The 24,856-nt window shown below is 73.0% G+C and carries 20 protein-coding genes and 2 pseudogenes; 7 read left to right on the forward strand and 15 right to left on the reverse strand.

Annotation, left to right across the window (positions count from 1 at the left end; translation table 11 throughout):
* Nucleotides 1-230, reverse strand: a pseudogene (locus ABZ876_RS26925) (histidine kinase); the annotation flags it as partial.
* A 231-nt stretch (nucleotides 231-461) separates the two neighbouring features.
* On the opposite strand from ABZ876_RS26925, the gene ABZ876_RS26930 reads away from it, so the two are divergent.
* The gene (locus tag ABZ876_RS26930; RefSeq protein WP_361786708.1) at nucleotides 462-1,631 is read left to right on the forward strand and encodes an AI-2E family transporter; all 1,170 of its coding nucleotides are present in this window, start codon (nucleotides 462-464) and stop codon (nucleotides 1,629-1,631) included.
* A gap of 48 nt (nucleotides 1,632-1,679) precedes the next feature.
* Here ABZ876_RS26930 and ABZ876_RS26935 read toward each other — a convergent pair whose 3' ends face one another.
* The 11 genes from ABZ876_RS26935 to ABZ876_RS26985 all read right to left on the reverse strand — a co-directional run bounded on the left by ABZ876_RS26935 (nucleotide 1,680) and on the right by ABZ876_RS26985 (nucleotide 15,568).
* Entirely contained in the window at nucleotides 1,680-3,212 is a 1,533-nt protein-coding gene (locus ABZ876_RS26935) for an AMP-binding protein (protein ID WP_361786325.1), read from the reverse strand.
* The gene (locus ABZ876_RS26940) at nucleotides 3,209-5,329 is read right to left on the reverse strand and encodes a chorismate-binding protein (protein WP_361786328.1); all 2,121 of its coding nucleotides are present in this window, start codon (nucleotides 5,327-5,329) and stop codon (nucleotides 3,209-3,211) included. Before ABZ876_RS26940 ends, ABZ876_RS26935 begins: the two co-directional genes overlap by 4 nt.
* Nucleotides 5,330-5,525: 196 nt before the next feature.
* A complete protein-coding gene (hypE, locus tag ABZ876_RS26945) occupies nucleotides 5,526-6,605 on the reverse strand; it encodes a hydrogenase expression/formation protein HypE (RefSeq protein ID WP_361786331.1) in 1,080 nt (359 codons plus the stop codon).
* On the reverse strand, nucleotides 6,598-7,722 hold the full coding sequence (gene hypD / locus ABZ876_RS26950) for a hydrogenase formation protein HypD (RefSeq protein WP_361786334.1): 1,125 nt from the start codon (nucleotides 7,720-7,722) through the stop codon (nucleotides 6,598-6,600). Before hypD ends, hypE begins: the two co-directional genes overlap by 8 nt.
* On the reverse strand, nucleotides 7,719-8,027 hold the full coding sequence (locus tag ABZ876_RS26955; RefSeq protein ID WP_361786337.1) for a HypC/HybG/HupF family hydrogenase formation chaperone: 309 nt from the start codon (nucleotides 8,025-8,027) through the stop codon (nucleotides 7,719-7,721). The genes hypD and ABZ876_RS26955 overlap by 4 nt, the downstream gene beginning before the upstream one ends.
* Before the next feature lie 54 nt (nucleotides 8,028-8,081).
* Nucleotides 8,082-10,481, reverse strand: coding sequence for a carbamoyltransferase HypF (gene hypF, locus ABZ876_RS26960; RefSeq protein ID WP_361786340.1), 2,400 nt, complete (start codon nucleotides 10,479-10,481; stop codon nucleotides 8,082-8,084).
* Complete coding sequence (gene hypB / locus ABZ876_RS26965) at nucleotides 10,478-11,350, reverse strand: hydrogenase nickel incorporation protein HypB (RefSeq protein WP_361786343.1); 873 nt, start codon at nucleotides 11,348-11,350, stop codon at nucleotides 10,478-10,480. The genes hypF and hypB overlap by 4 nt, the downstream gene beginning before the upstream one ends.
* A 3-nt stretch (nucleotides 11,351-11,353) precedes the next feature.
* Entirely contained in the window at nucleotides 11,354-11,749 is a 396-nt protein-coding gene (locus tag ABZ876_RS26970; RefSeq protein WP_361786346.1) for a hydrogenase maturation nickel metallochaperone HypA, read from the reverse strand.
* Nucleotides 11,750-11,923: 174 nt separating this feature from the next.
* Complete coding sequence (locus ABZ876_RS26975) at nucleotides 11,924-12,469, reverse strand: hydrogenase maturation protease (protein WP_361786349.1); 546 nt, start codon at nucleotides 12,467-12,469, stop codon at nucleotides 11,924-11,926.
* On the reverse strand, nucleotides 12,466-13,695 hold the full coding sequence (locus ABZ876_RS26980; RefSeq protein ID WP_361786352.1) for a hypothetical protein: 1,230 nt from the start codon (nucleotides 13,693-13,695) through the stop codon (nucleotides 12,466-12,468). Before ABZ876_RS26980 ends, ABZ876_RS26975 begins: the two co-directional genes overlap by 4 nt.
* Nucleotides 13,696-13,807: 112 nt before the next feature.
* Nucleotides 13,808-15,568, reverse strand: a complete 1,761-nt coding sequence (locus tag ABZ876_RS26985; protein WP_361786354.1) for a hydrogenase maturation protein — start codon at nucleotides 15,566-15,568, stop codon at nucleotides 13,808-13,810.
* 275 nt (nucleotides 15,569-15,843) lie between these two features.
* On the opposite strand from ABZ876_RS26985, the gene ABZ876_RS26990 reads away from it, so the two are divergent.
* Both ABZ876_RS26990 and ABZ876_RS26995 read left to right on the forward strand, forming a co-directional pair.
* Complete coding sequence (locus tag ABZ876_RS26990) at nucleotides 15,844-18,645, forward strand: SpoIIE family protein phosphatase (protein ID WP_361786357.1); 2,802 nt, start codon at nucleotides 15,844-15,846, stop codon at nucleotides 18,643-18,645.
* A gap of 167 nt (nucleotides 18,646-18,812) precedes the next feature.
* Nucleotides 18,813-19,661: a chitosanase gene (locus tag ABZ876_RS26995; RefSeq protein WP_361786360.1), complete on the forward strand. Its 849-nt coding sequence runs from the start codon at nucleotides 18,813-18,815 to the stop codon at nucleotides 19,659-19,661.
* 10 nt (nucleotides 19,662-19,671) lie between these two features.
* Here ABZ876_RS26995 and ABZ876_RS27000 read toward each other — a convergent pair whose 3' ends face one another.
* Nucleotides 19,672-19,833, reverse strand: coding sequence for a hypothetical protein (locus ABZ876_RS27000; RefSeq protein ID WP_361786363.1), 162 nt, complete (start codon nucleotides 19,831-19,833; stop codon nucleotides 19,672-19,674).
* A gap of 82 nt (nucleotides 19,834-19,915) precedes the next feature.
* Nucleotides 19,916-20,581, reverse strand: a complete 666-nt coding sequence (locus ABZ876_RS27005) for an SDR family NAD(P)-dependent oxidoreductase (RefSeq protein WP_361786366.1) — start codon at nucleotides 20,579-20,581, stop codon at nucleotides 19,916-19,918.
* A gap of 169 nt (nucleotides 20,582-20,750) precedes the next feature.
* On the opposite strand from ABZ876_RS27005, the gene ABZ876_RS27010 reads away from it, so the two are divergent.
* On the forward strand, nucleotides 20,751-21,455 hold the full coding sequence (locus ABZ876_RS27010) for a DUF2071 domain-containing protein (RefSeq protein WP_361786369.1): 705 nt from the start codon (nucleotides 20,751-20,753) through the stop codon (nucleotides 21,453-21,455).
* A gap of 31 nt (nucleotides 21,456-21,486) precedes the next feature.
* Here the strand turns inward: ABZ876_RS27010 and ABZ876_RS27015 are convergent, their stop codons facing one another.
* The gene (locus tag ABZ876_RS27015) at nucleotides 21,487-21,912 is read right to left on the reverse strand and encodes a phage holin family protein (RefSeq protein WP_361786372.1); all 426 of its coding nucleotides are present in this window, start codon (nucleotides 21,910-21,912) and stop codon (nucleotides 21,487-21,489) included.
* Between the two features lie 268 nt (nucleotides 21,913-22,180).
* On the opposite strand from ABZ876_RS27015, the pseudogene ABZ876_RS27020 reads away from it, so the two are divergent.
* The 3 genes and pseudogenes from ABZ876_RS27020 to ABZ876_RS27030 all read left to right on the forward strand — a co-directional run.
* Nucleotides 22,181-23,188: pseudogene (locus tag ABZ876_RS27020) on the forward strand (hypothetical protein); the annotation flags it as partial.
* 35 nt (nucleotides 23,189-23,223) lie between these two features.
* A complete protein-coding gene (locus tag ABZ876_RS27025) occupies nucleotides 23,224-23,769 on the forward strand; it encodes a hemerythrin domain-containing protein (RefSeq protein WP_361786375.1) in 546 nt (181 codons plus the stop codon).
* Entirely contained in the window at nucleotides 23,766-24,854 is a 1,089-nt protein-coding gene (locus tag ABZ876_RS27030; RefSeq protein WP_361786378.1) for a hydrogenase expression protein HypE, read from the forward strand. Before ABZ876_RS27025 ends, ABZ876_RS27030 begins: the two co-directional genes overlap by 4 nt.
* Nucleotides 24,855-24,856 lie beyond the last annotated feature (2 nt).

A 24,856-nucleotide genomic window follows, 5' to 3' on the forward strand; every position in this document is an offset into this window, starting at 1 on the left:
AGAGCGCCGTACTCGGCGTCCACGAGGGCCACGGCCGCCTCGACGATGCCCCGCAGCACCTGCGGCAGGTCCAGTTCCCGTCCGACGGACAGCACGGCTTCCAGCAGGCGGTGCACCCGGTCCTGGGTGCCGCGCGCCGCGTCGATACGGGCCTGCACCTCGTCCAGCATCTCGTCCAGCCGCAGCCTGGGCAGGTGCTGCTCCGACCGCCCCGGCCCTTCGCCGCCCATCGCTTCCTCCGACCGCATCACGCAGACAAGGTGCGGACCGCCAGCGTCTCTCGACCCTCTCACGATACTTGCCGAGGCCCTGCCCGAAGAGAGCCACTCGGTGACCCTTTGGCCAGAAACAGTCGAGCCGAGGCGCCGTCGCCGTCGGGCGGGCGCGTTGCACCCGGGGACCTGACCGCTTTGCACCTAATGTGCTTGGAGGATGAACACGGCCGGGACGCGGGAGGTGTGGTGGCGCAGACGGGCGGCCCGGCGGACCGGCCGGGGCGAGGGCGCGCGGCGCGCGTCGTCGTGCTGGGCAGCCGGCCGCCGCACTCCGTACGCGCCCCCCGGCGCGCCCCGGCCACTCCCGCCACGGCGGCCGAGCGCACGGTCTCCTGGCTGCGCGTCGCCGCCGCCTACGCCTGGCGCCTGATCCTGGTCGGGATCGTCGTCTACGGCGTCTTCACCATCCTGGGACGCTTCCAGCTCATCGCCGTGGCCCTGTTCCTGGCGCTCGTCATCACCTCGGTGCTGCGGCCCCTCGCCGACCTGCTGAACCGGTGGCTCCCACGGTCCCTCGCCGTCGCCGTCGCCCTCATCGGCAGCATTCTCGTCCTGTTCACGATCCTCGCGCTGGTGAGTGACGCGGTGGTGGGCGAGTCGGCGAAACTGGCCGACGAATTCCGCGGGGGCATCCGGCAGATCGAACGTTGGCTCGAACGCCCCCCGTTCCGGCTCAGCCCCCGCAAGCTCTCCGATCTCCAGCAGCAGATCGTCTCCTATCTGTCCGCCCACCGGGCGAACCTGGTCAACAACGCCATCAGCGGCCTCGGCAGGATCGTCGAACTGGTCACGGGAGTCGCGCTCGCGCTCTTCTCCTCGGTGTTCTTCCTCCACTCCGGCGAACGGCTGTGGCGCTGGACGCGGGACCAGTTGCTGCCCCGGAGCGCACGAGCGGCGTGGGACCGGGCGGGGCACGCGGCCTGGCGGACGTTCGCCGGGTACACCCGGGGCATCATCATCGTCGCCGCCAGCAACGCCGCACTCGTCGGTATCGCCCTGTTCGCGCTGCGTGTCCCGCTGGCACTGCCGCTCACCCTGCTGGAGTTCTTCGCCACGTTCGTGCCGCTGGTCGGCTCGCCGGTCGCGCTCGCCGTCGCCACGGTGGTCGCGCTCGCCGGCCGCGGCCCGCTCACGGCGGCGGCCGTGCTGCTGCTCATCGTCGTCATCGGCCAGATCGAGGGACATGTGCTGCACCCCCTCGTGATGAGCTGGGCCGTCCGCCTGCATCCGCTCGTCGTCGCCGTGTCCGTCATCGGGGGCAGCATCGTCGCGGGCGTGATCGGGGCCGTCGTGGCGGTCCCGTTCGTCTCTGTGATCTGGGCGGTCATGCAGGCGCTGCGGCCCGCACCCTCGTAGCGTCCGGACCTCCGGCCGCAGGGCGGGCCCCACCGTGCTGTGCCCGGGTCACCACGCTCCCCGTCGGACCAGGTGGCGGCGGAGCCTCCCGGTCGGGGTACGGGGCAGCGACGGAACGAAACTGACGCCCCGGGGCACCTCGAGGGCGGCCAGGTTCTCGCGGGCCAGGCAGATCAGGTCGGCCTCCAGGCCGACGGGGATCGGGGTGACGGGCACGACGAAGGCGCGCAGCCGGGGCCCCCCGCGGTGGTCGGTGACGGCGGCCACCGCGACCTCCCGCACCGCCGGATGCGTGCGCAGCAGTTCCTCGACCTCCAGCGGGGAGACGGCGACGCCGCCGACGGTCTCCAGGTCGTCCGCGCGGCCCAGATGGGTGAAGGTGCCGTCGGGTTCGCGGCGCGCCCGGTCCCGGGTGGCCAGCCAGCCGCCGACGAGCGCGCGCCCGGTCTCCTCGGGCCGGTTCGGGTAACCGGGCGTCACCGTGGGGCCGCGAACCCACAGTTCCCCCTCCTCGCCGTCCGGCACCGCATGCCCCGCGGGGTCGCGCACCTCGACCTCGTAGCCGGGTACGGGGCGGCCGACGGTGCCCGGGTGGTTGTCGTCGACGCCGTTGGCGCAGAAGGCGTGTCCCGCCTCGGTGGAGCCCAGCTGTTCCAGAACGGGGGCGCCGAGCAGGCCGGTGACACGGCGGGCCAGCTCGGCGGGCAGGTGCTCGCCGGACGAGACGGCGGCTCGTACGGACGCGAAGCATGCCTCGTGCCCGTCCGCCCGCTCCGCGACGAGGGCCGCGTACTGGACGGGCACGGCGTACAAAAGGGTCACCCGGTGCCGTACGACGAGTTCGTCCACGGCGGCCGGATCCAGACGCCGGTCGGCCAGCACCGCGGAGGAGCCGGAGAACAGCGGGAAGACGAAGGCGTTGCCGAAGCCGTAGGCGGAGAACAGATGCGCAAGGGACAGCGTGACGTCGTCCGGGGTGAGGCGCAGCAGCCGCCGGGCGATGAGGTCGTGGTACGTCTTCGGGTCACCGTGTCCGTGCACGACCGGCTTGGGACGCCCGGCGGTTCCGGAGGTGTACTGGATGTAGAGCGGGGTGTGCGCGTCGACCTGGTGCGCGAGGACGGTGGGCCGGGCGTCCCGGGTGAGCTCCTCCAACCGGGCGGCGCCGAGGCGGGCACGGCGGGGGAAACGGTCGCCGAGCCCGGGGCCGGTCAGGCACAGCACGGGTTCGCTGTCCTCGGCCGCGAACTCGAGGTCGGGCGGGGTGAGCCCGGGGTTGACCAGGACGGCGACGGCGCCGAGGCGGGCGGTGGCCAGGAAGGCGGTGACCCAGGCGACGGAGTCGGGGAGGGCGAGCAGCACCCGGTCGCCGGGGCCGACGCCGTGCGCGGCGAGCACACCGGCCGCCCGGGCCGCGAGGTCGTGCACCTCGCCATGGGTCCAGGATCGGTGCCCCTGATGGAAGGCGGGGCGGCCGTTCCAGGCGCGCCGCTCGGCGAGTGCGGCGAGCTGGGCCGCGAGGTTGCCGGGGGCTTCCGCGCCGGCGGGTGTCAGGGCGGCCCGGGACGTGGTGACGGTCATCGGGCCGCCTCCTCCTCGGTGGCCGGGGCGGTGGTGTGCTCGCGGTGGGCGTGCATCGCGGCGGCGGTCTTCAGCAGCATCTCCTCGTACTCGGCGGCCGGGTCGGAGTCGAGGACGATCGCGCCTCCGGCGCCCACGTGCATCAGGCCGTCGGCCAGTACGGCGGTGCGTATGACGACGCCGAGGTCCGCGGCGCCACTGCATCCGAAGTAGCCGAGGGCCCCGGAGTAGACGCCGCGGGCCTCGGTCTCCAGCGTGCCGATGATCTCCATGGTTCGCAGCTTCGGCGCTCCGGTCACCGAGCCGGCGGGGAAGCAGGCGCGGACGCAGTCCACGGCGTCCGCGCCCTCCCGCAGACGGCCCTCGACCGCGGAGACCAACTGGTGCACGGTCGCGCAGGTCTCCGTGGCCATGAGCCGGGCGACCCGTACCGTACCGGTCTCGCAGACCCGGCCCAGATCGTTGCGGAGCAGGTCGACGATCATCAGGTTCTCGGCGCGGGTCTTGTCGTCCACGGCCAGCGAGTGCCGCAGCCGTGCGTCCTCCGCCGGGTTCGCGCCACGGGGTGCGGTGCCCTTGACCGGCCTGGCCTGCGCGACGCCGTCCGGGGCGATCCGCAGAAAGCGCTCGGGGGACGAGCAGGCCACATCCAGCTCCCCGAACCTCAGAAGAGCCGCATACGGCGCCGGGTCGACGCGGCGCAGCACCCGGTAGAAGCCGTGGGCGTCGTCCGGTGCGGGCAGCCGGGCGGCGTTGGTCAGGCAGATCTCGTAGCTGGTGCCGGCCTCCAGCTCGCGTCGGCATGCCTCGATGTCCGCGAGATAGGTCGTACGGTCGCGCACCAGCCAGGGCTCGGCGGCGCCGGGATCCGGTTCGGCCGGAACGGGGTCGTCGGCGGGCTCCTCGGAGGAGACGAAGGTGAGCTGGGCCATCGCGCTGTCGAGCCAGTCGGCGGCCTCTCGGGTGGCCCCCGGGTTGTCCTCCGCGACGCACACCGCGTAGGTGGCGCCTTCCTCGTGGTCCACGGCGATCAGCCGGTCCGCGAACAGCCAGCAGGCGTCGGGGGTTTCGGCCCGGTGCCGGTTCGGCGAGCCGCAGTCGGCCTTGGTCTCGTAGCCGAAGTAGCCGACGTACCCGCCCGTGAAGTCGAAGGGAAGGCCGGTGGCGTCGACATGACGGGTCGCCAACTGCCGTTTGAGATAGTCGAAGATGTTCGCGCGGACCCGGCGCACCGGCCGTCCGGGCCGCTCGATCTCGCAGACTCCGCTGTCGACGTCGTAGCGCACGAACTCCGCGAGCGGGCCGGTGCCGTCCCCGAAGAAGGAGAAGCGGGCGAGGCCCGGCTCGACGCGTGAACTGTCCAGCCAGAAGGCCCGGGGGGCGTCGGCGCACATCCGGTCGAAAGCCGCCTCGGCGTCGACTGCGGTGCCGAGCCGGCGGTAGTGCAGCCGGTGGGCGGGACGGACGGTGCGGCGGGAGCGCGGCACGGCGGCCGCGGACGCGGGGATGGCGGTGTTCTTCGTACGGGGACTGCGTGCCCGCTCGGCGGTCAGGTTGCGGAAGTTGACCAGCATGCGGTGGCCGTAGTCGGTAAGCACCGACTCCGGATGGAACTGCACGCCCCACAGGGGACGGTCGCGGTGCCTGAGGCCCATCACCACTCCGTCCTCGGCCCACGCGGTGGCCTCCAGGGTCTCGGGCAGCGGCTCGGCGACGGACAGCGAGTGGTAGCGCACCGCGGTGAAGTTCTGCGGCAGACCCTGGAACAGGTCCCGGCCGTCGTGCCGGACCGTGGACAGGTGCCCGTGCCGGGGCCGCGGCGCGGGCGTGACGCTGCCCCGCTCCCCCACCGCGATGCCCTGATGGCCCAGACAGACCCCGAGCACGGGTATACGGGACCGTGCGATCACTCTCGCGCCGATGCCGAAGTCCCGCGGCTCGGCCGGGTGCCCGGGTCCCGGCGACACCACCACGTTGTCGAATTCCGCAAGGTCCGGAAGGGCGTCGACGGGGGTGTCGTTGAGGACGACCACCGGTTCCTCACCGTTGACCTCGGCGATCAGCTGGAACAGGTTGTACGTGTATGAGTCGTAATTGTCGATGAGCAGGGTCTTCACCCGCCCACCTCCCTCGTGTCGTTCTCGGGCCTGCCCGGGGCCGCGGCGCGGTCGTCCGCAGCACGGCCCACTCCCCGAGTGGAAGTCCGCCTCGCGGCCCGGCACCACCTGATGAGCGACGGCGGCGGTAACGGGATCCCTGAGGTCACACCGTCGAGTACGCAGGGACGGCGGACCCTGTTCAAACACCGGGGGGTCAGCAGATCCTCGGCAGCTGCTCTCCGATCGGCAGATCGACCACCCGGGTGCCGCCGAGGCCGGTGCGGGCCACGACCATGCCCGGGTGGTCCGCCACCGCCTCACCGATGATCCTGGCCTCCGTGCCGAGCGGATGCGCCCGCATCGCGTCCAGCACCGCGTCGGCATACAGGCGCGGCACGAACGCCACGAGCTTGCCCTCGTTGGCCACGTACATCGGGTCGAGGCCCAGCACGGCGCAGGCGTTGGCGACCGCCGGCGGGATGGGGACCTCGCGCTCCGTGATGACGACACCGGTGCCAGAGGCGGTCGCGATCTCGTTCAGGGCGGCCCCCAGTCCTCCCCGGGTGGGATCGCGCAGCACATGCAGGTCCGGGGTGACGGCGAGCATGGCGTCGACCAGTTCGCCGAGGGCCGCGCAGTCACTCTCGATCTCCACGCCGAACTCCAGGCCCTCGCGGACGCTCATGATCGCCACGCCGTGGACACCGATCGGACCGCTGACGATGACGACGTCGCCGGGGACGACCCGCTGCGGCCGCAGGTCGACGCCCGCCGGGATCAGCCCGATACCGGCCGTGTTGATGAAGATCCCGTCACCGTGGCCCGCCTCCACCACCTTGGTGTCGCCCGTCGCCACCTCGACCCCGGCGGCCCGCGCCGCCGCGCCGAGCGCGTCCGCCACCCGGGCGACCGTGTCCAGTTCGACGCCCTCCTCCAGGATGAAACCGCAGGAGAGGTACGAGGCCCGGGCGCCGCTCATGGCGAGGTCGTTGACGGTGCCGTTGACCGCGAGGTCGCCGATGCTGCCGCCGGGGAAGAACAGCGGCCGCACCACGAACGAGTCGGTGGAGAACGCCAGGCGCAGCCCGCCCAGCGACAGCGCGGCGGCATCGCCCAGCTGTGCCAGGACCTCTCCCCCGTAGGCGGGCGCGAAGAGGTCCCGGACCAGTTCCGCGGAGAGCGCCCCGCCCCCTCCGTGGCCCATGACGACGCGGGACTGCTCGCGCAGCGGAGCGGGGCAGGTCCAGGACGCCGGGTCCGCGGACGGCATGCGCAGATCGGTGGTGTCAGACAACGGGGGTCGCCTCCCGGGGCGCGGGGGTGAGGTCCAGGCGCCGGTAGAGGTAGTACGCGGCGCAGGCGCCCTCGCTGGAGACCATCGTGGCTCCGAGCGGGGTGCGCGGGGTGCACAGAGTGCCGAACGCCTCGCACTCGTGCGGTTTGATCAGGCCCTGGAGGACCTCCCCGCTGCGGCACTCGGCGGGTTCGAGGGTCCGGATGCCCTCCACCGAGAAGCGGTGCTCGGCGTCGTGGTCGCGGTACTTCGGGGAGAGCCGCCAGCCGCTGCCGGGGATGACGCCGATACCGCGCCAGGAGCGGTCGGTGACCTCGAAGACGTCCTCCAGCATGGCCTTGGCGGCGGGGTTGCCCTCGGCGCGGACGGCACGCGGGTAGGCGTTGTCGACGGTGTACTCGCCGCGCTCGAGCTGGGCCACCGTCCGGCGCACCCCCTCGAGGATGTCCAGGGGCTCGAACCCGGTCACCACGATCGGGACGCGGAAGCGCTGCGCCAGTTCCGGGTACTCGTCCACGCCCATCACGCTGCACACGTGCCCCGCGGCCAGGAAGCCCTGGACCCGGCAGCTCGGCGACCGCATGATCGCCTCGATGGCGGGGGGCACCCGCACATGGGACACGAGCATGCTGAAGTTCCGGATACCGAGCCTGCGGGCCTGGTGGACCGTCATCGCGTTGGGGGGCGCGGTGGTCTCGAAGCCGATGCCGAAGAACACCACCTGCCGGTCCGGGTTCTGCTGGGCGATCCTCAGGGCGTCGAGCGGGGAGTAGACGACCCGGACGTCGCCGCCCGCCCCCCGCACCTGGAACAGGTCCCGTCCGGTGCCGGGCACGCGGAGCATGTCGCCGAAGGAGCAGAAGACCACCCCGGGGCGGGAGGCGATCTCCAGCGCCTTGTCGATGACCTCCAGCGGGGTCACGCACACGGGACATCCCGGACCGTGGATCAGCTCGACCTCGTCGGGCAGCAGCTGGTCGATGCCGTGCCGGATGATCGAGTGGGTCTGGCCGCCGCAGACCTCCATCAGCGCCCAGGGCCTGGTCACCGTGGCGTGGATCTCGTCGAGGAGCCGGCGTGCCAGCTCCGGGTCCTGGAATTCCTCGATGTACTTCACCGACGCGCCTCCTCGCTCCCGGGCGGGAGGGTTCCGTTCGCCTCCGCCGCCGTTTCCCAGGGATCGCCGAACTCCTCCTGCAACATGCCGAGGGTTTCGAACAGTTCGAGCGTCTGCTTGGCCGACTCCTCGTCGAGGCGCTGCAGGGCGAAGCCGACGTGGACGATGGCGTACTCGCCGACCTGGATGTCGGGCAGGTACTCCAGACACACCTCCTTGACGACACCGCCGAAGTCGACGGTGGCCATCCGGGTGCCGTCGCGTTCCTCGATGTCCAGCACTCTGCCGGGTACCGCCAGGCACATGGGCCTCTCCTCGCTGTGGATGGTGCGTCGCCCGGGCGCTGCCGGGACGGTCGGTCAGTCGGGGGCCGCGGTCCGCTCCCTCGCGCGGGCGGCCACCATGAGCTGGCCGAGGGCCAGGCCGCCGTCGCCCGGGGGCACCTGGTGATGGCGCAGCACGGTGAAGCCGTCCGCGCTCAGAGCCCGGGCGCAGGTCGAGGAGAGCAGGGAGTTGAGGAACACTCCGCCGGTGAGGGCGACCGTGTCCGCTCCGTGCAGCTCCCGCGCCCTTACGCACATGGCGTGGACGAGGGCTGTGACGGCCCGGTGGAAGCGGAGCGCGACCCGCTCCGTCGGTGCGCCCGCGCGCAGGTCGTCGACGATCGCCGCGATCACCGGCGCCGGATCCGCCCGCACCGGGCCGCCGTCCGGCTGCGGGGGCCCGAGGGCGAACGCGTAGGCCGCGGTGTCCCCGGCGGGTGCCCGCAGCGCGGCGGCCTCCAGTTCGACGGCGGCCTGGGCCTCGTACCGGGACCGGTGACGGACGCCCGCAAGGGACGACACGGCGTCGAAGAGCCGACCCATGCTGGAGGTTGGGACGCAGTTCAGGTTGCGCTCCAACTGCCGCTGGAGTACGCGGCGTTCGCCGTCCGGGCAGGCGGCCGCGCAGGGCAGGTCGGGCGACCAGTCGATCCCCGCCCGGCGCAGCTGCGCAAGGGCCGTGCGGTACGGCCGGTGCACCGCCGCGTCGCCGCCGGGCAGCGGCGCATACGCCAAGTGCCCGAACCGGGTGAAGCCGTCGTAGTCGGCGAGCAGGAACTCCCCGCCCCACACCGCTCCGTCGTCGCCGTAGCCGGTGCCGTCGAAGGCGACGCCGAGGACCGGCACGCTGCCGTCGAGCCCGTGTTCGGCCATCGCGGCGGCGACATGGGCGTGGTGGTGCTGGACACGGACGACGGGGCGGCCCGTCGCGTTGCGGTCCGCCCAACGGGCGGACCGGTAGGCGGGATGCCGGTCGGCGGCCAGGAGCCGCGGCCGCACCGGGGTGATCGACTCCAGTTGTGCCACGGCGCGTTCGAAGGCCCGCTGCGTGGCGAGGTCGTCCATGTCGCCGATATGGGCGGACAGCCAGGCCCGGCGGCCCGCGCCGAGGCAGAAGGCGTTCTTGAGGTCTCCGCCGACGGCGAGGGCCGGGCGCACCTCGAGGGGAAGGGGCAACGGCAGCGGCGCGTACCCGCGGGCGCGGCGCACGAGGAGCGGCTGCCCGTCGCACACGCGCACCACGGAGTCGTCGCACGGCACATGGATCGGCCGGTCGTGGGTGAGCCAGGCGTCGGCCAGGTGGGCCAGGCGCTCCAGCGCCTCCGCGTCATCGGTGACGATGGGTTCGCCGGAGAGATTTCCGCTGGTCATGACGAGCAGCCGGGGGCCGTCGGGGTCGCCGGGGAGGCCGAACAGCAGATGGTGCACGGGGGTGTACGGCAGCATGATGCCGAAGTCGGGGCTGCCGGGCGCGACGCCTTCGGCCGGCCGCGGGGCCCCGGGCACGGCCGGGCCGTCCGTGCGGCGGCGCAGCAGCACGATGGGCCGGATGGTGCCGGTGAGCAGGGCGCGCTCCTCGGGGGCGAGCCGGACGAGGGGCTCGATGTCCTCGACGCTCGCGGCCATGACCGCGAACGGCTTGTCCTCTCGGGCCTTGCGGTGCCGCAGCCGGTCGACGGCCGCGGGATCGGTGGCGTCGCAGGCGAGGTGATAGCCGCCCAGGCCCTTGACCGCCACGACGGCGCCGCCCGCCAGCAGCCGCCGGGCCTCGGCGATCGGATCGCCTTCCGTGACCGGGCTCGGCGGTCCGTCTCCGCCGGCGCGGCGGACGAGCAGATCGAGCCGCGGCCCGCAGGCCGGGCAGGCGACCGGCTGGGCGTGGAAGCGGCGGTCGGCCGGATCGGTGTACTCGCGGGCGCAGTCGGCGCACATCGGGAACCCGGCCATGGTGGTCTGGCCCCGGTCGTAGGGCAGGCCGGTGACGATGGTGAACCGTGGGCCACAGTGGGTGCAGGTGACGAACGGGTGGCGATGGCGCCGGTCGCGGGGGGCGGCCAGCTCGGCGAGGCACTCGGCACAGGTGGCCGTGTCCGGTGGGATCAGGGCCCGGGCGGGGCCGTCCGCCCGGGAGGCGAGGATGGTGAACGCGGAGTCGCCGGTGACGGGCACCTCCTGGTGGTGGACGGAGTCCACCCGGGCCAGCGGAGGCGCGTCCACCGCGATGCGGTCGCAGAACCGGGTGACGGCCGCCGGGTCACCCTCGACCTCCACGACGACGCCCTCGGGGGTGTTGGTCACGTGCCCGTGCAGGTCCAGGGCGGTGGCGAGGGCATGGACATACGGCCGGAAGCCGACGCCCTGCACGACGCCCTGGACGGTGACCCTCCGGCGCAGTGACGCGGGGGCCGTGACGGCCGTCGGAGGCGGACCGCTCACGAGCGGGGCTGCGCCATGGCGGCGGTGCCGTTCGTGTGGTCATGGGCGTGATCGGTCTGGTCACCCGCGTGGTCATGGGCGTGATCGGTGGGATCACCCGCGTGGTCATGCGCGTGATCGGGGGTGTGGTCATGCGCGTGGTCGGTGGGATCGCCTGCGTGGTCATGGGTGTGCGGGTGCGGCTCGCGGGCCATGACGGGGCTGTGGACGGGAGCGCCGGCCGCGGCCGCCAGGGCCCGGTCGAGCAGAAGACCCACCCCCATCTCGCGGCGGGCCGAGGTGAGCAGCACCTCCACTCCTGGGTTGACCCGCTCCACGTTCGCGCGGAACGCCGCCTCGTCGAAGCCGACCGCCTCGGCGATGTCCGTCTTGGTGACCACGACCAGGTGGGCCAGTCCGAACGCCGTGGGGTACTTCAGGGGCTTGTCCTCGCCCTCGGTGACGGAGGCGAGCACCACGCGCAGCTTCTCCCCCAGGTCGTAGGAGGCCGGACAGACGAGGTTGCCGACGTTCTCCACGAACAGCAGCCGGATCGGGGTGGGCAGCCACCCTGCGAGGTGGCCGGCCAGCATCCCGGCCTCCAGATGGCACAGACCGTCGGTGAGCACCTGCTTGACCGGGACGCCCGAACGCGCCAGGCGTTCCGCGTCGTTCTCGGTGGCGAGATCGGCCGTGAGCGCCGCGACCGGAACGGCCCGGTCCCGGGCCTCGACCAGTTCGCGTTCCAGAAGGGCGGTCTTCCCGCTGCCGGGGCTGGAGAGCAGGTTGACGACGGTGGTGCCACGGGCCGCGAGTTCGGCGCGCAGGGTGTCCGCGGCCCGGTCGTTCTTGGCGAGTACGGCCTGGTGCAGGTCAACCACACGGCACATGGTTCAGCGCTCCTCGGAAATGGGTTCGCGGGTGGGTGCGGGCGTCCGGCCGTCCTCCCAGCGCACTCCGACGATCCGCAGTTCACGGCCGGACAGCAGGTCGGTGGTGCCCCCGTCGCAGCGCGGGCAGATCAGCAGCGGCGGCATGCCGACGGCCCATTCGTGCGCGCACGGTGCGCAACGGGCGCGTCCGGGCACGAAGTCGGTGACCAGTTCGGCACCCTCCAGGACGGTGCCGGCACAGGCCAGTTCGAAGGAGAAGGACAGGGCCTCGGGTACGACGCCGGCCAGCTCGCCCACCTGGAGCCGCACCTCACGCACCGCCGTGATGTCCCCGGCCCGCCCGGCCGCCTCTTCCACCTGGCCGATCACCGCCAGCGCGATGGACATCTCGTGCATGGGTCTCCGTCCCGGCGGGGGCCGGGGAGCCGCCCCGTGGGACGGGGCGTAGGCGGCCCGCCGACGTCCATTAGAGATGAGGCTCCACCGGCTCCCGGACCGGCACGCCGGTGGAGCCGGGGCGGGTACTCCGTTCGACGCAACGGCCGGACGGACGGGACCGGTCCGGTCCGGTCAGAGTGCGGTGTCGTCGACCAGGGCCTCGGGCGTGGGGTCGCCCGTCGCGTCGGGACGCAGGATCTGTTCGATCAGCCGGACGGCCTCGGGCACCGCGTCGGACACCGCCGGACTGAGGCCGATGCGCTCCTCCACGGAGGCGGGTTCGCACCCCACCACCACCGTGCGCCGCGGCCGCTGTCCGCCCGTTCCGGCGCAGAGCGTGCCCAGCAGGGCGAGGACGGCGTCGGGTGTCATCCGGTGGCCGTCCATCGGCGCGGCGGGCACGCCGTCCGCCGCGTCCTCGCCGTGCTCGATCACGTACAGCGTGCCGGGGTCCCCGCCGCGCGTGGTGGCGTCCACCAGGACCAGGGTGTCGTAGCCGTCGAGGAGCTGGTAGGCGAGATGCACTCCGCGCACGCCGACGTCCAGCACCTCTACGTGTCCCGGGAGCCGGCGTCCGCTCAGCGCGCGGACGGTCTCCACGCCGAAGCCGTCGTCCCCGAGGAAGACGTTCCCGATGCCGGCCACCAGGATCGTGCCGTGTTCGGTGCCAGGGCTCATGCCTCGTCCTCCAGGGGTGTCACCTCGTCGGTCCGGAAGTACAGGAAGCTGCCCTGCTGACGGCGGATGTCGGCGCCCGGGTCGTCCTCCACGGTCACCGCGAGGTGCACCGAGCCGTCCACGTCGTGCAGCACGGACTCGACGGTCGCGGTACGGCCGCGCAGGAACAGGTCCTGTGCGTCGGTGCGCCGCAGACCGGGGTGGAGCCGCACCCGGCTCCCGGCGCGCACGGGCCGGCCGTCCACGAGGACGTGGCGGGGGGCCGGGTCGACGGCGGCGCCGTCCACCGCGCCCCACCGGGTCTCCGGGCGCACGACCCCGTACTCGTCGGGGAAGCCCTCGTACGGCGTGCCGGGGGGCTTTGTGGTCACGGCCGGATGGTCCCCGAGCATGACCGGCGAGGACAGCACCACGTCCGCACGGCCGGGTTCACCGGCGAGGACGGGCCAGGTGTGGAGATTGCGGCAGGAGGCGATCGCCTCCTTCGCCCATTCGGGGGGATCCGTCATCGACAGAAACGATCCGGAGCCGAGCCCCAGCAGGAGGTGGGTGGCCACCAGGGAGCGGGGCAGCGCGGCGCCCCGTTCGGCGGCCTCGTCCTCCGCGGGGGCCCAGGGGCTGGTGTTCTCCACGACGGCGGTCAGCCGCAGGACCCGGAAGGGGCCGTCGAGCCGACGTGCCGACAGCCGCATCGCTCCGCTGATCTCCTCGTACCGGCGCAGCAGGCGGCCGGCCGTCCGGCCGTCCCCGTCGAGGACCGGCTCGCTCTCCTCCTCGGCCGGGCGGGTGAAGGCGACCGTGACGCCGTCGCCGTCGACCAGCTCGGCCGGTGTCACGACCGCTTCGACGCGCTCCTCGATACCCTCGTCCCGGGCGACGAGCACGCGGTCCTCCAGCGGGAGTTCGGAAACCTTGGTGAAGGTGCCGTCGCCGAGAGCACGCTGGACCGTGCGGCGCCGGACGCGCAGGAAGCGCAGCTCGACCGCCAGGGTGGCGTCCGGCCCGGGCTCCATCAGGCACTCGGTGTGCTGGAAGTCGTACTCCTCCTCGCGGCCGGCGCCCCAGGCGGGTGGTACGAGTACCCCGGACTGCCGGCGCAGCCGGTGCTCGTCCGCGGAGCCGAGGTACGGGTGGAGCGCACAGCCCTCGAAGAGGACGGTGTCGGCGACCCGCCGCGCGAGTGCGAAGCGTGCCTCCGTCTCCGGGGCGAACACGGTCACGCTCACGGAGCGGTCCTTTCGGGCGTCGGCGGGCCGCTGGACACGGCGCGTAGGCGGCGGTCTCGTGCGGCGCGGCGAGGGAGGGGCCGCCGATTCCCGTCCCTCCTGGGTCCTGCCATCAGTCGTGTGGCCGTGAGGCGGCGCCCTCGGCGGAAGCCGCGGCGGCCGTGCCCCCCGCCCCGGCCGGACCCGCCGTTGTCCGCATGCTCGTGGCGACGGCGAGATGCGCGGGCGTGCACGACGGTGTCTCCTTGCGGACGAAGGCCCGCCGCAGTGCGTGGTAGGGAGCGCCCGGGTGGTGGAAGATCCGGTGCATCCTGGCCAGTTCCCGCTCCCGGAAGGCGGCCAGCGGTTCCTTGCTCTCCTGGCGATCCAGCTCCGCCTTCTTCATCGCGATCCGGGACCGCGTTCCCGGATGCGCCGCCAGCCGGACCGCCAGCCGACGGACCTGCGCCGTGAAGTCCTGCGGCCCGCACTCGATCACCTGGTCGACGAGTCCGAGACCGCGGGCCCTCGCGGCGCTCACCGGGAGGGCCTCGTGCAGGAGCCGGTCGGCCATCGTGGCGCCGACGCGGCGGGGCAGCGTGTACGTCCAGTACTCGGAGCCGTACAGGCCCATCAGCCGGTAGTGCGGGTTGAGGACGCAGCCCGCGCGGCACCAGACCTCGTCGGCTGCGAGGGCGAGCATCACGCCGCCCGCCGCGGCGTTTCCGCCGAGCGCGGAGACGACCAGCCGGCCCGTGGTCGTCAGGACCGCCTCGACCAGGTCGTCGATGGCGTTGATGTTCGCCCAGGACTCGGCCGCGGGGTCGTCGGCGGCCTCGATCACGCCCAGGTGGATGCCGTTGGAGAAGAAGTCCCGTCGGCCGCCCAGCACCAGCACCGAGGTGGGGCGCGCGCAGGCGTCCCGGTAGGCGGCCAGCAGGCGCCGGCACTGGGTGGTGCTCATGGCGCCGCCGGGGAAGGTGAAGGAGAGGAAGCCGGCGCCGCCCTCCTCGCGGTACCGGATGTCCGTCCAGGCGGGCCCCGTGGCGTCCGGGGCCACGGGCAGCTCGGGCAGCGGTGGCAGCCGGTCGCCGAGTGCCTGCACGGAGGGGAGCTTGACCGGGCGCGGCTGCCCCGGAACGCGCCGGCGGCGCAGTTCGGGGATCCACACGGCACCGTCCCTGGTGGCCCGGCAGATCGCCCCGGCCCTGGTGGCGAGCAGTTCCCCGGGGGCCCCGCGCAGGCCCTCCTCCGGATGGCCGCCGTGCAGGTACCACTCCTCGCCGAGCAGCACGTCGAGCACGCCGGGCTGGGAGTCCGCGGACCGCAGTTTGCGCACGACGGTCCACGTCGCATCGGTGCCCCAGTCGATCCGCCGGACGCTCTGGTCCAGGTACGGGCGGCTTCGCGCCGGACCCTGCGCGAGTGGGGTGCAGGCCCCGGATGCGAAGCGCTCCACGGCCAGCAGGACCGCCGCGAGGGCCGCGTCGGCGATCTCGCCCCGGTACAGGTCGCTCTTGGACACCGGTGGCACGGGGCACGCGACGGACGCCCACACGGCGCCCGCGTCCATCTCGTCCTCCGCCTGGAACACGGTCACGCCCCATCGATGGGCGCCTTCCAGGACGGCCCAGTCCAGGGATGACGGCCCGCGGTCTCCGACGGGGCCCGGATGGACGACGAGGCACGGGTAGGCGGTCCACACCTCCCGGGGAATGGCCGTCTTCAGCATCGGCGCGAGCACGAGGTGCGGCGTGTGCCGCCGTACGGTGTCCGCCAGGGGGACCCCCGGCAGGGCGAGTTCCACCGCCACGGTGTGGCCACGGTCGCGCAGCTCGGCGTGGACGCGCTGGGTGAGGCTGTTGTACGCGGTGGCCACGAGCAGGATGTGCACGGCGGACTCCCGGCGGACTCCCGGCGGACGGTGCGGGCGGAGTTGCCCGGCCGACTGCGATGGTCGGCCACGGCCGCCCCGGGGTTTCGCAGACTGGCTCCGAAGTCACTCGAAAGTGGGCGTGGCGCCGCCACTCGGCGGCGAGAGCGGCCGGCACTTTCACGGCGTCGCACTCGGCCCTCACCTGCGTCCTGTTCCGCCTCGCAACCGGGGAACGCACCATCACCGTGTGTGGTGCTCTCGCCTGACGCAGCCGGGAAGTGTAGACAGGGCACATGGTCCGACTCCTGGGTCGAACCGGCTCCCGGTCGTCCCGTCGTCCCGGCGATCTGCGCGATTCGCGCGCGCAGAGCTGCGGCGGCCTGTCCTCACCGGGGGCCCCGCAGCCACCCCACCCTCCGCCGGCCGAACAGCAGCAGGAGACGGACCGACGGCGGCCCGGGGCCCTCTCGGCGCTGTGGTCGGCGCTGACCGGGCGCAGCGTCGCCGGACAGGTCTTCGCACTGCAAGTGGTCATCGTGCTGCTGCTGGTGATGACCGCGGTGGCGGCGCTGCTCCTTCAGGTGCGGCGCGACACCGCCCAGGAGGCGCGCAACCGTTCCCTCGCCGTGGCCGAGGCGTTCGCGAACGCGCCGGGTACCCGCGAGGCACTGTCCAGCCCCGACCCCACGGCCGTGCTGCAACCTGCCGCCGAGGCCGCCCGCAGCACGGCCCACGTGGACTTCATCGTCGTCATGAACAACCGGGGGGTGCGCTACACCCACCCCGTGCCGGAGCGTATCGGCCAGCAGTTCGTCGGGAACATCGAGCCCGCGCTGGCCGGTGACACCGTGACCGAGGAGATCAACGGCACCCTCGGCCGGATAGTGCAGGCCATCGTTCCGGTCAAGGCGGTCGACGGCAGAGTCGTGGGCCTGGTGTCGGCCGGTGTCACCGCGGAACACGTGGGCGGGGCCGCGGACCGGCAGCTGCCGCTGGTGCTGGGCGCCGCGGCCGTCGGACTGGCCCTGGCCACGGCGGGGACGGCGCTGGTCAGCCGGCGGCTGCTGCGCCAGACCCATGGCCTCGGGCCGGGTGAGATGACCCGGATGTACGAGCATCACGACGCGGTGCTGCACTCCGTCCGCGAGGGAGTGATCATCCTGAGCGGCGATGGTGATCTGCTGCTCGCCAACGACGAGGCGCAGCGTCTGCTCGCCCTGCCCGCCGACGCCGAGCGACGCCATGTGACCGACCTCGGACTGCCCCCCGACACCGCCGCACTGCTGGCCTCCGGACGGATCGCCACCGACGAGGTGCGGCCGGTCGGGGACCGGCTGCTGGCCATCAACCAGCGGCCCACGGACCGGGGTGGAGGCCCGCCCGGGAGCGTGGCCACCCTCCGTGACTCGACGGAGCTGCGCGCCCTGTCCGGCCGGGCCGAGGTGGCGCGCGAGCGCCTCACCCTGCTCTACGACGCCGGTGGGGCCGTCGGGACGAGCCTGAACGTGCGGCGCACGGCCGAGGAGCTGGCGGAGCTGGCGGTCCCCCGGTTCGCCGACTTCGTCACCGTCGATCTGTACGACGCGGTGCTGGACGGTGAGGAGCCGGAAGCGGGGTCCCCGCTGTGCCGCACCGCGTCCTGCGGAATCCGCCGGAACGCCCCTCTGTACCCGCTGGGGCAGCGGATCCAGTTCGTCGCGTCATCTCCGCAGGCCCACAGCCTCCGCAGCGGCAGGGCCAGCCTGGAGCCCCGGCTCGGCGAGGCGCCGGGCTGGCTCGCGCAGGACTGGGAGCGCACCACGTCGGTGGTGGCGTACGGCATCCACTCGCTGATCACCGTGCCGGTGCGGGCGCGGTCGCTCATTCTGGGCCTCGTGAACTTCTGGCGCTCCGAGAAGCCGGAACCCTTCGACGCGGAGGACATGGCGCTGGCGGAGGAACTGGTGGCCCGGGCCGCGGTCGCCATCGACAACGCGCGCCGGTACACGCGTGAGCACAGCATGGCGGTGACGCTGCAGCGCAGTCTGCTGCCGCGGAGACTGCCCGAGCAGGGCGCCCTGGACATCGCCTACCGGTACCTTCCCGCGCACGCCGGGGTCGGCGGCGACTGGTTCGACGTGCTGCCGATGTCAGGCGCCCGGGTGGCTCTGGTGGTGGGGGACGTGGTGGGACACGGCCTGCACGCGGCGGCCACGATGGGACGGCTGCGCACGGCGGTCCACAACTTCTCGGCCCTCGATCTGCCGCCCGACGAACTCCTCGGTCTGCTGGACGAACTGGTGGCCCGCATCGACCAGAACGAGACGGCCGAGGACGCGAGCGCGCCGGTCACGGGTGCGACGTGTCTGTACGCGATCTACGACCCGGCGACGCGGCGCTGCGCCATCGCCCGGGCGGGACATCCGCCGCCGGCGGTGATCCGGCCCGACGGCGGGGTCCACTTCCCCGACGTGCCTGCCGGTCCGCCGCTGGGACTCGGCGGCCTGCCGTTCGAGACGGCGGACCTGGAGCTGGCGGAGGGCAGCCGGCTCGTCCTGTACACGGACGGGCTCGTGGAGGACCGAGAACGGGACATAGACGCCGGACTGGAGCTGCTGCGCGCCGCACTGGCGGAGGCGGGACCGTCGCCCGAGGACACCTGCCGGGCGGTCCTGGACGCCCGGCTGCCGTCCCGGCCCGGCGACGACATCGCCCTGATCGTCGCGCGCACCCAGGCCCTGACGGCCGACCAGGTGGACGAGCACCATGTGCCGATGGATCCGGCGGCTGTCGGGGAGGTGCGCGCGGCGGTGACGCGGCGGCTGGCGGAGTGGGAGCTGGAGGAGCTGACGTTCACGACGGAGCTGATCCTCAGCGAGCTGGTCACCAACGCGATCCGTTACGGCAGTCCCCCGATCCATGTGCGGGTGCTCCGCGGCCGCAGCCTGATCTGCGAGGTCTTCGACGGCAGCAGCACCTCTCCCCATCTGCGCTACGCGGCCATGACGGACGAGGGCGGACGCGGCCTGTTCCTCGTGGCGCAGCTGGCGGAGCGCTGGGGGACCCGTTACACGCCCACGGGCAAGGTCATCTGGGCCGAGCAGCCGCTGCCCTGAGAAGCGCGGCGTCCCCGGCGACGCGGTCCCGCCCGAGCCGGAGGGCCGGGGTGTGCTCAGTTGTCCGGCCCTCCGAATCTTTCGCTTGACGGGTACCCATCACCGCCCCAATCTGATAGGAAACTTTCCTATCAGTGCAGCCGCCCCTCACCTCTCTTGGAGTCCCCGTGGTGCATCCCTCCTCCGTCGCGGCAGGCCCGACGGCCACGTCCCGCCGTACCGTTCTCGCCCTCATCGGGGCGTCCCTGGCGGCCGTGCCGCTGCTGAACTCCCCGTACGCCTCGGCGGCTCCCACGGCCGCCAGGGCCGTGGGCCTCGACGATCCGGCGAAGAAGGAGATCGCCATGGAGCTGGTCTCCAGCGCGGAGAACTCCTCCCTCGACTGGAAGGCCCAGTACAAGTACATCGAGGACATCGGTGACGGGCGCGGCTACACCGCCGGCCTCATCGGCTTCTGTTCCGGCACCGGCGACATGCTCGACCTTGTGCAGCTCTACACCGACCGCAAGCCCGGCAACATACTCGCCAAGTACCTGCCCGCGCTGCGCCGGGTGAACGGCAGCGACTCGCACGCGGGTCTCGACCCGGACTTCCCCGGGGACTGGCGCAAGGCCGCCCAGGACACGGCGTTCCAGCAGGCGCAGAACGACGAACGCGACCGGGTGTACTTCAACCCCGCCGTCCGGCAGGGCAAGGCCGACGGGCTCGGTGTGCTCGGGCAGTTCACGTACTACGACGCCCTCGTCATGCACGGCGACGGTGACGACCCGACGAGCTTCCGCAACATCCGCAAGCGCGCGCTGCGCACGGCGAAGCCGCCGGCGCAGGGCGGCACGGAGGTGGCGTACCTCAACGCCTTCCTCGACGCGCGGGTGTGGGCCATGAAGCAGGAGGAGGCCCACAGCGACACCAGCCGGGTCGACACCGAGCAGCGGGTCTTCCTGCGCAAGGGCAACCTGAACCTCGACCCGCCGCTCGACTGGAAGGTGTACGGGGACGGTTACCACATCGGCTGATCCCGGGCGCCTACCGCAACAGGGCCACGGTCAACGGCCGGAACTCCACCCGCGACCGTGCGCCGTCCGCGGCCCAGGTCACCTCGACGCCGTCGTCGCCGGCCACCACCGCGGCGACGGCGTCCGCCGACGGCACGGGACCGGGTCCGGCCGTGAGAGCGGCCAGGCACACATGCACCGATGTTGGGGTGACGGGCCGGGCTGTGCGGCCGCACCGGCGGTCGGTCCGCTGCGGCCGGGCTCCTCAGGGAGCGTCAGGCGCCCAGGTCGTCCGCGTACCGGCGGAAGCCGTGGCGCTCCCTGTGCAGGTTCCACAGGGTGTCCGCCAGTACGGCGGGGTCCTTTCGGGGGTGCCCGGGGATGATCGCGCCGGGGACGACCAGCTGGGCGACGTGGATGCCGTCGGCGGCGAGCGTGTCGTGCAGCAGACGGCCGTAGGCGCTCTCGGCGGCGAAGGCGATCGACGTGCCGGCCCGGTCGGGCTGCGGGACCGCCGCCGTGCCGCCGTTGACGAAGAGGACGGTGCCACGGCCGAGCGCCCGCATCCCCGGCAGCACATGCCGCACGGCCGTCACGGGGCCGTACACCGAGAACTCCACCGGGCCGAGCAGGTCCTCCGGACCGGTCTCCAGGACGGGTCGCATGAAGTCCGGAGGCGGGAGGGGACTGTACTGGAGGACCTCGACCGGCCCGAGGGCGGAGGCCGCCGCGTCCAGTGCCACCGCCAGGGTTTTCGGGTCGCGTACGTCGGCGGTGAAGCCCCGTGCCCGCACTCCTTCCCCGGCGAGCTCCGCGGCCAGGGCGTCGAGGCGGGCCCGGTCGCGGGCGACGAGGGCTACGTCGTGCCCCTCGCGGCCGAACCGCCGCGCGACGGCGGCACCGAGGCCGGGACCGGCTCCGACGATCGCGATGGTGGTCATGGTCCGGTCCTCCGCCTCCTGCATTGGACGACGGCCCCCGTCGACGGCGACCGCCCGGCGCCCCTCGGCCTGGGCCCCCAACCCACTGCACCCCTTGCACACCGCCGTCCGCAACCCGGCCGTGCCCCGGCGCGCCAAGGTCGCCGACGGTCGCGCGTAGCCTGGACCCATGGTGGCGAGGACCGCCGAACAGCATGTCGTCCTGCCCGTGGCCGAGGCACGGTGGCTGAGCCAGACCTTCGTCCACTGGTCCTACGAGCCGTGGATCGTGCAGGACCTGCTGCCGCCGGGCCTCACCGTCGACACGTACGAGGACGCGGCATGGGTCGGGTTCACGCCCTTCGTCATGTCGGCCCTGCGGCCCGGCGGTCTGCCGCCCCCGCGGTGGTCCTTCCCGGAGACCAACCTGCGCACCTACGTGCGCCGCCCCGACGGTCTGGACGGCCTGTGGTTCCTGTCCCTGGACGTCGGCACGGCCGTCATGCTCGCGGCCCGGGCCATCGGCGCGCCGTACCACCTCGGCGCCCTGACCGTGCACATGGAGGACGGCCTCGTGCGGTACGCCGGGGTCCGCCGCGGGGGTTTCCCCTCCTACGGGCTCACCGTGCGGCCCGGCGCACCGGTCGCCCCCTGCGCCCGGGACATATGGCTGACCTCCCGGTGGCGTGCCTTCACCCGCACCGGCCGCGTGCTGTGGCAGACGCCCGTCGACCACGAGCCCTGGCCGTTGTACGGGGCCGACATGGTGGACCTGCGCCAGACGCTGACGGCGGCGGCCGGGCTCCCGGCGCCGTCCGGCCCTTTGGTGCTGCACTACTCTCCGCGCGTCCGCGAGGTGCGGTTCGCGCCGCCCCGTCCCCTGCGCGACCGCTGAGCGCCACCTGCGCCGCCGTACGACGACACCGCTAGCCGGGACCGCCGTCCCGGCTAGCGGTGTCCGGTCCGCTCACCACGGCCTCGTCCGCCTGCTCGAGCGCGTCCGCCGACGCATCGACCCCGGCGCGCACACGGTCCCGCGCCGCCGTTCCCAGCGCCACGGCCCCCGCAACATAGAAGCAGCCCAGCAGGGCCGAGGCGCGCGGACCGGGCAGTTTCGACTCCAGCGCCCGCAGCGCGGTCTCGTGCGCCGACCACAGCGCCAGGACTCCGCACGCACCGGCGGCGCCCAGCAGCGCGCCTCCCGCGCCGATCCGCCGCAGGGCGGCCCTGACCTCACTCTGTACCGCGAGGATCTCGTGACGGACAAGCTGCGCGGTGTCCTGCGCCAGTCGCGCCGCCGCGTCGCCGACCCGGGCCCTGCCCTCCGGCGAGTCGTCGCCTTGCACCTGCATCGCCGCCGCCTCCGCTCGCTGCCAACCGGTTGCCGGGTCCGCCGGCATTCGAGGCCGACGGCCGGGGGTCACCTCCCGCAGTACCCCGTCACGCCACCCCCTCACTCACCCATATGCACCCAATACGCGCCTTGCGCACTGAAAGGTGTGATGGTTGTAACCCAATACACCGAACACACTGAGTCAGCGAGGAGCTACGGTGAGCGACCCTGACCAGAGGCGCGGAAGCGCACACGAGGCGGGTTCGGCGTTCCAGGAGGCATGCGCCGTGGCCGACGCGGTCCTCTACGAGGGGTACCTGCTCTACCCGTACCGGAGGTCCTCCCCCAAGAACCGGGTGCGCTGGCAGTTCGGCATCCTCGCGCCGCGGGACTGGGCGGAGGCACACGGCCCGGTGGCGCCCGGCCTCTCGGGGTCCGTGGAGTCCTGGCGGCAGCAGACCGAGTGCCTGCTGCGGGCCGGATCCGATGCCGTGCTGCGGGTGCGGGTGCGCTATCTCCAGACGCAGGAAAGGAGCGTCGAGCGCCGGACCGAGGGCGGCCGCCATGTGCCCGTGGACGGACTGGAGGCCGCCGGCACCGTCCATCTCGCCTTCGACGAGGCGGTGCCACGGGAGAGAGATCTGGTCGTTCCGCTGGGGGATCTCCTGGCGGCGGACCGGGAGTTCGACGTCGGGGCCCCCGGCGGCGAGGAGACCGAGCAACTGCCCCAGGGCGTGGGACGCCTGGTGCGCCGACGCCGTCCCGTTCGGGCGCGGACGACGCTGGGTGCCGAGCGGCTGCCCGGACCCGGCTCCCTGTACCGGTTGCGGGTGTGCACGGAGAACACCGGCCGGTCGACGCCGGCCGGCGCGCGGCGCGAGGAGGCCCTCGGCCATGCCCTCATCGCCGCGCACACCCTCATCGGCGGTGCGGGGGTGAGCTTCTTCTCCTCCATCGACCCGCCCGACGAGGTCGCGGCGTTCGCACGCGACTGCCGCAATCTGCACACCTTCCCGGTGCTCGCGGGCGAGGAGGGATCGGACGGCCTCGTACTGTCGTCGCCGATCATCCTGCCCGACCATCCGCAGGTGGCGCCGGAGAGCCCCGGCGACCTGCACGACGCGGCGGAGATCGACGAGATCCTGACCCTGCGGACGCTGCTGCTCACCGACGAGGAGAAGCGGGAGGCACGCGCGACCGATCCGAGGGCCGCCGGGATCCTGGACCGCGTGGAGACCATGCCGCCGGAGGTGTTCGCCCGGCTGCACGGAGCCATCCGCTCCCTGACACCCGCCGCCGCCCCGGATGTCCCGGACCAGGAAGGGGTCTCATGGACGCCATCGAGTTGCTGAAGCATGACCACCGGATGGTCGAGCAGCTGTTCCGCGACTACCACACCGCCGCTTCCGGCCGGCAGCGCCGGGCCGTGGTCGAGACGCTGGTCCGCGAGGTGTCCCGGCACGCCGCGGTCGAGGAACTGATGGTCTATCCGCTGGCCAAGAGGACTCTGCCGGGCGGGGTGCAGGAGGTCGAAGAGCACCTCGCCGAGCACATGGCGGTGAAGAAGACGCTTCTGGCCCTCGACAAGTTGTCGGTGGACGACCCCCGCGAGGGCGAACTCGTCCAGCGGCTGCGCGAGGAGATCGAGGACCACGTGCAGGAGGAGGAGGGCGAGCTGATGCCCAGGCTCCGCGATGCCGTGTCCCAGAAGGATCTGGACCGTCTCGGGGAGCTCCTCGCCCAGGCGAAGCAGACCGCGCCGACCCGGCCGCATCCGCACGCACCGGACGAGCCTCCCGCGCTGTCGCTCGCCGGGCCGGTGGCCGCGGCCTACGACCGACTCCGGGACCGACTGCAAGGGAGGCCGAGGACATGACCGTCGAAAGCGGGACCACGGAGGTCAGCCAGCAGCCCACCAGGGCCGAGGACAGGCAGGGGTTCGACGAGGTCCATATTCTGTGGATCTCCGAGGGCATGAGCTGCGACGGCGACACCGTGTCGATGACGGCGGCGGGCCAGCCGGGGATCGAGGACATCGTCCTCGGACTCGTCCCGGGCCTGCCGAAGGTGAACCTGCACAACAAGGTGCTCTCCCCCAGCCTGGGCGGTGAGGACTTCCTCGCGCCCTACCGGGCGGCGGCACGCGGCGAGCTGGAGCCGTTCGTCCTGGTCATCGAGGGTTCGATTCCCAACCAGAACATCATCGAGGGCGACGGCTACTGGACCTCGTTCGGCAACGACCCGGAGACGGGCGCCCCTCTCACCCTGAACTGGTGGATCGACCGTCTCGCCCCCAAGGCCTGGGCGGTCGTCGCCGCCGGCACGTGCGCCACGTACGGCGGGATCCACGCGATGGCCGGCAATCCCACGGGCTCCATGGGCCTGGCCGACTATCTGGGCCGGGACTTCAGGTCGAAGGGCGCGCTGCCGATCGTCAACGTGCCGGGCTGCCCGATCCAGCCGGAGAACTTCATGGAGACGCTGACCTGGCTGCTGTACCACGCGGCCGGATCGGCGCCGCCGCCCCCGCTGGACCACATGCTGCGCCCGCAGTGGCTGTTCGGGAAGACGGTGCACGAGGGCTGCGACCGCGCCGCGTACTACGAGCAGGCCGACTTCGCCCGGGACTACAACTCGCCCAAGTGCCAGGTGAAGGTGGGCTGCTGGGGCCCGGTCGTCAACTGCAACGTGCCCAAGCGCGGCTGGATGGCGGGCGTGGGCGGCTGCCCCAACGTCGGGGGCGTCTGCATCGGCTGCACCATGCCCGGCTTCCCTGACGCCTTCATGCCGTTCATGGACGAGCCGACGGGCGCCACCTTCTCGGCGGCTCTCATCCGGCCCTACGGGGCCGCGATGCGCAGGCTGCGCGGCATCACCAACATCGCCGTCAACCGCGAGCCCCGGTGGCGCCACAACAAGGCCGCGTTGACCAGCGGCTACGACCCCTACTGGCGCCCCTGAGA

This window comes from Streptomyces sp. NPDC046931, assembly GCF_040644655.1.
In the GTDB taxonomy this organism is placed as follows: Bacteria; Actinomycetota; Actinomycetes; order Streptomycetales; family Streptomycetaceae; genus Streptomyces.